5 protein-coding genes are annotated in these 5263 nt (G+C 53.2%); 3 read left to right on the top strand and 2 right to left on the bottom strand.

The window, feature by feature from the left end; all coding sequences use genetic code 11:
- From VE954_RS00155 to VE954_RS00145, 3 genes are all read left to right on the top strand, one after another.
- Positions 1-181: ATP-binding protein (locus VE954_RS00155; protein ID WP_324948387.1), on the top strand; the 181-nt coding region annotated here is incomplete at its 5' end.
- A 459-nt stretch (positions 182-640) separates the two neighbouring features.
- Positions 641-2248 (top strand): DUF1588 domain-containing protein, encoded by a 1608-nt coding sequence (locus VE954_RS00150; RefSeq protein ID WP_324948385.1) that lies wholly within the window; start codon positions 641-643, stop codon positions 2246-2248.
- Positions 2249-2265: 17 nt separating this feature from the next.
- Entirely contained in the window at positions 2266-3723 is a 1458-nt protein-coding gene (locus VE954_RS00145) for a DUF1552 domain-containing protein (protein ID WP_324948383.1), read from the top strand.
- Between the two features lie 9 nt (positions 3724-3732).
- Here VE954_RS00145 and VE954_RS00140 read toward each other — a convergent pair whose 3' ends face one another.
- Entirely contained in the window at positions 3733-3966 is a 234-nt protein-coding gene (locus tag VE954_RS00140; RefSeq protein WP_324948381.1) for a hypothetical protein, read from the bottom strand.
- A 498-nt stretch (positions 3967-4464) separates the two neighbouring features.
- Positions 4465-4920 (bottom strand): fatty acid desaturase, encoded by a 456-nt coding sequence (locus VE954_RS00135; protein WP_324948378.1) that lies wholly within the window; start codon positions 4918-4920, stop codon positions 4465-4467.
- Between the last annotated feature and the right edge of the window lie 343 nt (positions 4921-5263).

Below are 5263 nucleotides of genomic sequence, written 5' to 3'. Positions count from 1 at the left end.
ATTTCAACCATTCTTCACGACCAAACCGATCGGCAAAGGCACGGGACTTGGCCTCAGTGTGACCAGGGGCATCATCGAATGTCACCAAGGCCACATCCGACTCGACGAGACGGCACCCTTCACTCGTTTTGTGATCAATCTTCCCGAAAGGCGTATGAGCTCAACGCAGAAAACTGTCTGATCCCGGAACCAGACCAAGCGTTGCCGATCGATCAGCAGCTGGCTGGGCTTGCGACCCTTTACCTCGCCGGTGAGCGGGCCTGGCTCGCCAATGCTTATACCTTTGAGCGCTTCTGAAGTCGGGGGGGGCCAAAGCGCCTTTATTGAAAGACGTCTCCAGGATGCTGCCATTCCTGGAGTTAAGACGCTCTTAACGGATGTCGAATTCCTGACGCCCAGTTTTCGAAATCTCCAGCGTTCGGGCTTTCAATTTCTTTATGCAGCGACCAACTGGTCGGTAACGTCCAAGTAAGCTTCAGTCTTTGACCCCTTTATGGATTTTATCCAGGAAGGGGAGCATAGGAGCTGTCGCTTCCTTCCGTCACATCCATACAATAAAGTCTAAATTCCTACGAATTCCAACCGATCTTTTGCTTATAAAGTGCGCATCAGTCGGCTGCCCCTTATTTTAGAGAAGAGCATGAGATCAGTTTTCAGGCTTGGTTGGTTTGCGTGTTGGATGGCCTCGTGTGCGGTCCAGCCGACGTCTTTTCGCCATCGTACAGAAAAACTTTCAGCCGATGCCGCCGCCACCCTTCCCACTCCTACGCCTACACCAACACCGGGCCCCACCTTTCAGTTCACGAGGGCTGATCTAAGGCCGCTGGGAAAGATGGAAATTCAAAACTCACTGCAGGATATCCTGGCTTTGCCGGTTATCCCGGAGCTGGAAGGCTTTGTGGAACAATCCAGCAAATCGCAGATTTTTCGCAATTCCTATGGCATTCTCAACGACTCCTCAAGCCTGGCTGGACTCAATCGGGATATCACCGCTCTGATCGAATCCCTGGCCTTGCCTCAACTTGCCGATCGTCTGGTGCAATGTGATGCGTTGGAAGCCCCCAGCTGCCGCCTGCGATTTCTGGAAAGAATCGCGACTCATGCCTGGCGGCGGCCTTTGACAGCAGCCGAACTTGATACCCTCGGCAAGCAATCGGCAGGCATTTCCAACCTGGCTTTGACTGTGCAAGGCGCAGCGCTGTCCCATATTTTGACGCAAATAATTTTTGATCCAAGATTCCTGTTCAGGCTGGAAAGCGGCCCTGAAGCCACCGCTTCCGAATATGCTTTGACGCCCTGGGAAAAGCTTACAGCTATTTCCTATGACCTGAAGCACCGACCTCCCACTTTTGAGCAGATCAATTCCATAAAGGATTTTGCCGACGATCCCAAGCGTTTTGCTCAGCTCATCGATGACCTTGTGGACTCGTCCGCGCTGGCTGATATTCTGTCGAATATGATCAGTCAGTGGCTTATGTATTACGATCTGGAACATGCGGAAGTGCAGGGTGATCCAACGTGGTCCAAGCAAAAAGCCAAAAACCTCATCGCGGCGACCCATCAGTTCGTGGCCGAGACGCTGGCCCAAGAGGGAACGTTGCAGGCGTTATTCACCAAACCCAATCCAGAAAACGACGGATACGGAATTTTTTCCAGCAAGGCGTTCCTGACCTCAACCAGCAAGAACGGTCAGTCGTCCATGATACTGCGCGGCGTTCGTATCATTCGCAATGGACTCTGCCAGAATATGGGCGTGCCGCCCGGAACTCTCGACGCTGCGGCTCCCAAGGATTTGTCGGTGACGGACCCCGACTATAACATCAAACTCACCCTGATGCATGGCGCCCGCCCGGCTTGCATCGGTTGCCATCGGCTGATCGATCCTACGGGGCTCGCGCTCCATACCTTTGATGGTTTCGGCGCCAATAAAAATATCATGGTGAACTTCAGTGCCCTTGGCATTCCATCTCAGGTCACGGTGTCGCTTGGCGGCCCAGCCGATTCCATTGCCACAGGATCCTCTAAGGAGTTTTCCGACAGTATTGCTCAGTCACCGACCTTCGCCCGGTGTTTCTCGCGCAATGCACTACGCTACATTTTGGGCCGCGATCTGTCGGACACGGAACGCGCCACGGCCGATGTGTTGGCGGAAAAGCATCTTATGCCACAGACAAGTGGCAAGGACAGTCTGGCCAATTATTTTCGCGATATTATGAAGTCTGATTCCGTTTACATGCGCATGCGTTGATTGGGGCAGGGACACTTATGAGCAACAAGCATTTACGTCTGTCACGTCGCTCCATCCTGAAAAGCATTGGGGGCCTGGCCGTTTCCATGCCTCTGGCGCGAAGTTTAGCCATGGCCCAAAGCGAGGAAGTCACCGGTCCTGTCAAACGCGTGGTGTTCATCTGCGGCGAATCGGGGGGGTCGAGCCTATGGTGGCGTCCTCGGGGTGGTGAAAACGACTTCAACATTGAATTTGATGGTGCTGTTCTCAAAGCCCTGGCGCCTCTACGTTCCAAACTTCTTATTCTGAACGGCGTCGGTAACTATGCGGCTGCCTTTGGTGTGGAAAATCATGAAGCCCGTGCCACGACCTTTACAGCCTGGGCCAACTCGAAACCCGGCGATCCGAATTTTGCTCGCGGTCCTTCGGTGGATCGCGCGATCATCCGTCAGCTGCAGGAAACCCGGCCTCTCTATGCGGCCATCGGCGGTGAAGGTGGACCCGGCAGTGAATACTACTACGCGGGCCCTGGTTATCCCATCAGTGCGGTCGGGACACCCACTCGCATTTTTGATGCGTTATTTGCCCTCTATACGCCACCGACTCAGGATACATCCGAGCTGGCTCTCCAAACCTACCGACGCAATCTTGTGCAGCAGCAAATCGCGGATGCGAGCCTGCTACGCAAGCGCCTGGGACCTGAGGCGCAAAGCAGGCTGGATCAGTATATAACGACCCTTGAAGGGCATATGGATGCCTTGGCGCCCAAGCCTATCGTGACGACACCGATTCCTGTTCCGGTCAAGCCAGCCTCCACCCCCGATTATCGAACGCCAATTCCCATCACGGGGCCTTACGATCAATACACGAAGGATCTGGATTTGATTGCCGATGGCCTGATTCTAGGCATCACCCAGGTGGCCTGCGTGAAGATCAATCATGGGAATGTCGAAGACAGTTTTCTCGGCAAGTCGATCGATACCTATGATATGGCGGGCAATCGGGTGGGTGCCATGACCATCACCGACACGCATCAGCATGTGGCCCATGCTCAGCTGGTCGGCGACCGATTTGCCAGCCTGGCTCCGCAACTTCTGATTCGCGATGCCCAGACCGTTGTGGCCAAGGCCGTGGCGCGTTTTCTGATGCGGCTGGATGCCGTTCGCGAAGCCGATGGGTCGACAGTTCTCGATAATACCCTGGTGGTATGGACCACGCAAATGGGCGATCAGGCTTCGCACATGAGTGGTCGATTGCCCTATGTTCTGGCCGGTGGCCTCGGTGAAAAGGCGGGTACCTTTAAGATGGGCCGGTTCGTGGACTACGCTCCGGGCGGCATTCAGGACATTAATCAAGTCCGGGCCATGAACTGCGCTGTGGCGCATCATCTTTTGCTCAACAGCATTCAAAAAACCTTCGGCGTGCAGGCGGACGTCTTTGGTGAAAACTTCGACCCTGCCCGTTGCATGGGCTATCTGCCAAGGGCAACGGGTTGAGTCTTGATCTCACGATTGCTGACGTTGGCTCAGATTGCCCATTATTTTTTCCAAGGCAACCGCAGCCATCTCGCTCAACAAAAGCGCTTTCAGAGACCTGTAAGCAAGAAAGCTCAAACCGGCAATGGCGGCCATGCGGGCAATATTACCATAATCCAGGGATTTGAGGAGTGTAGGACTTGGTAGGTCTGGTTCCGCGACTGGACTAATTCCCAAGGACTTCGCAAACGCCACCTTACTCATAAAGCCTCCTAACAATGTCATAGGAAATGAGAAAACGTCCGGACATCGGACTTTACTTTAGGTCTGCAAAGGCGATGCCAACATGTAAATCTGTATGTATGGAACTCGACATGGATTTGGGATCCCACGCTGCACCGCGTTCCTGCTGGACGGGCGCGTTGCGAATGTGAAAAGTTGACATAGCATCATGCAGCGTGGTGATGCTGCAGTCATTTCCCGTCCGAAGCGTCATTTGTGGTTTTTCACAAGCCCTTCGCTTTGCAATACAAGATGCACGCGCGGACAGCAGAATCTCGGACGTTGCTCGAGCAAATCTTTCAATTCAGCCATCTCTTTGAGTTTGCGGATACCTATGTCGAGGACTGATGGGACTGCCGCCCTGAATTCCCCAATTCCTTGATGTGAGATTCGAACTGGGAGATTCCCCTGCTATGGACCTTCAGCGACTTTTCTGCCTTAAGACTGACGGTGCAGCAGCGGACTGTTTCAATCATGAGCCTAGGGAGTTTCTGGTTTTGAAAAGAGAAAGAGCGGGTTTGGACAACTCGCCGAGCCGCCTGCATTCGTTTTACGGGCAAGTCGAATTGAATTGGGATCGAGTTCCAGCGCCGGTGGAGTCTTCACATCAGTCGCCAAGCCCACACTGCGCAAGAATTTGATGAACAGCCAAGTCACATCCAACTCCCACCACTGACGGCCTGCCGGTGCAACGTTGCTATGTGCATGGTGGTTGTTGTGCCATCCCTCGCCAAATGTCAGCAGGCCCACCCACCAACAATTTGTAGCCTGATCACCGTCCTGATAATTCCGATAGCCCCACTTATGTGCTGCACTATTCACGAACCACGTTGCATGGTATACTGCAACCATTCTTAGAAAAATTCCCCAGAGCATCACCTGCCAACCCCAGACCGCCCATAGAAATGCACAAAGTACCATCTGAAGGCCGACCATAAAGGTATCCGACGAAATAGAGGGAATTTCCGATGGGCTTTTAGTCAGGGCCCCGGAAAGAATGCTTAAGAATTGATCCGGGCGCTGTGTGAGTGGGCTTCATTGGATTGTGACGACGTTGAAATTCGGGCTGGAGGGCAGAGCCAGCGTTTAATTCATTCGCTTTTTCGCAGAAAGTTCATTTTCTGGCCGCAGCAGTGCCGTAAGAAACGGAGCTCCTGTTTATGAATCGTTATCTCTTTGACTTCAGATTTTTGGGAAGAGGTATCCGAGGTCAGTGTCTTTGCCATAAAGGCAGGAACGGATGGTTTTTGCGATCTGCAACTGGCCTTTTTTCCTGAAG

The organism is Oligoflexus sp., assembly GCF_035638955.1.
Lineage (GTDB): Bacteria > Bdellovibrionota_B > Oligoflexia > Oligoflexales > Oligoflexaceae > Oligoflexus.
Note: the sequence above shows the minus strand (reverse complement) of the source record. Positions and strands in the feature narration are given on the sequence as shown.

Coding starts and splice junctions, on each gene's coding strand:
- VE954_RS00150 (WP_324948385.1), top strand. CDS start 641: ATGAGATCAGTTTTCAGGCTTGGTTGGTTTGCGTGTTGGATGGCCTCG.
- VE954_RS00145 (WP_324948383.1), top strand. CDS start 2,266: ATGAGCAACAAGCATTTACGTCTGTCACGTCGCTCCATCCTGAAAAGC.
- VE954_RS00140 (WP_324948381.1), bottom strand. CDS start 3,966: ATGAGTAAGGTGGCGTTTGCGAAGTCCTTGGGAATTAGTCCAGTCGCG.
- VE954_RS00135 (WP_324948378.1), bottom strand. CDS start 4,920: ATGGTCGGCCTTCAGATGGTACTTTGTGCATTTCTATGGGCGGTCTGG.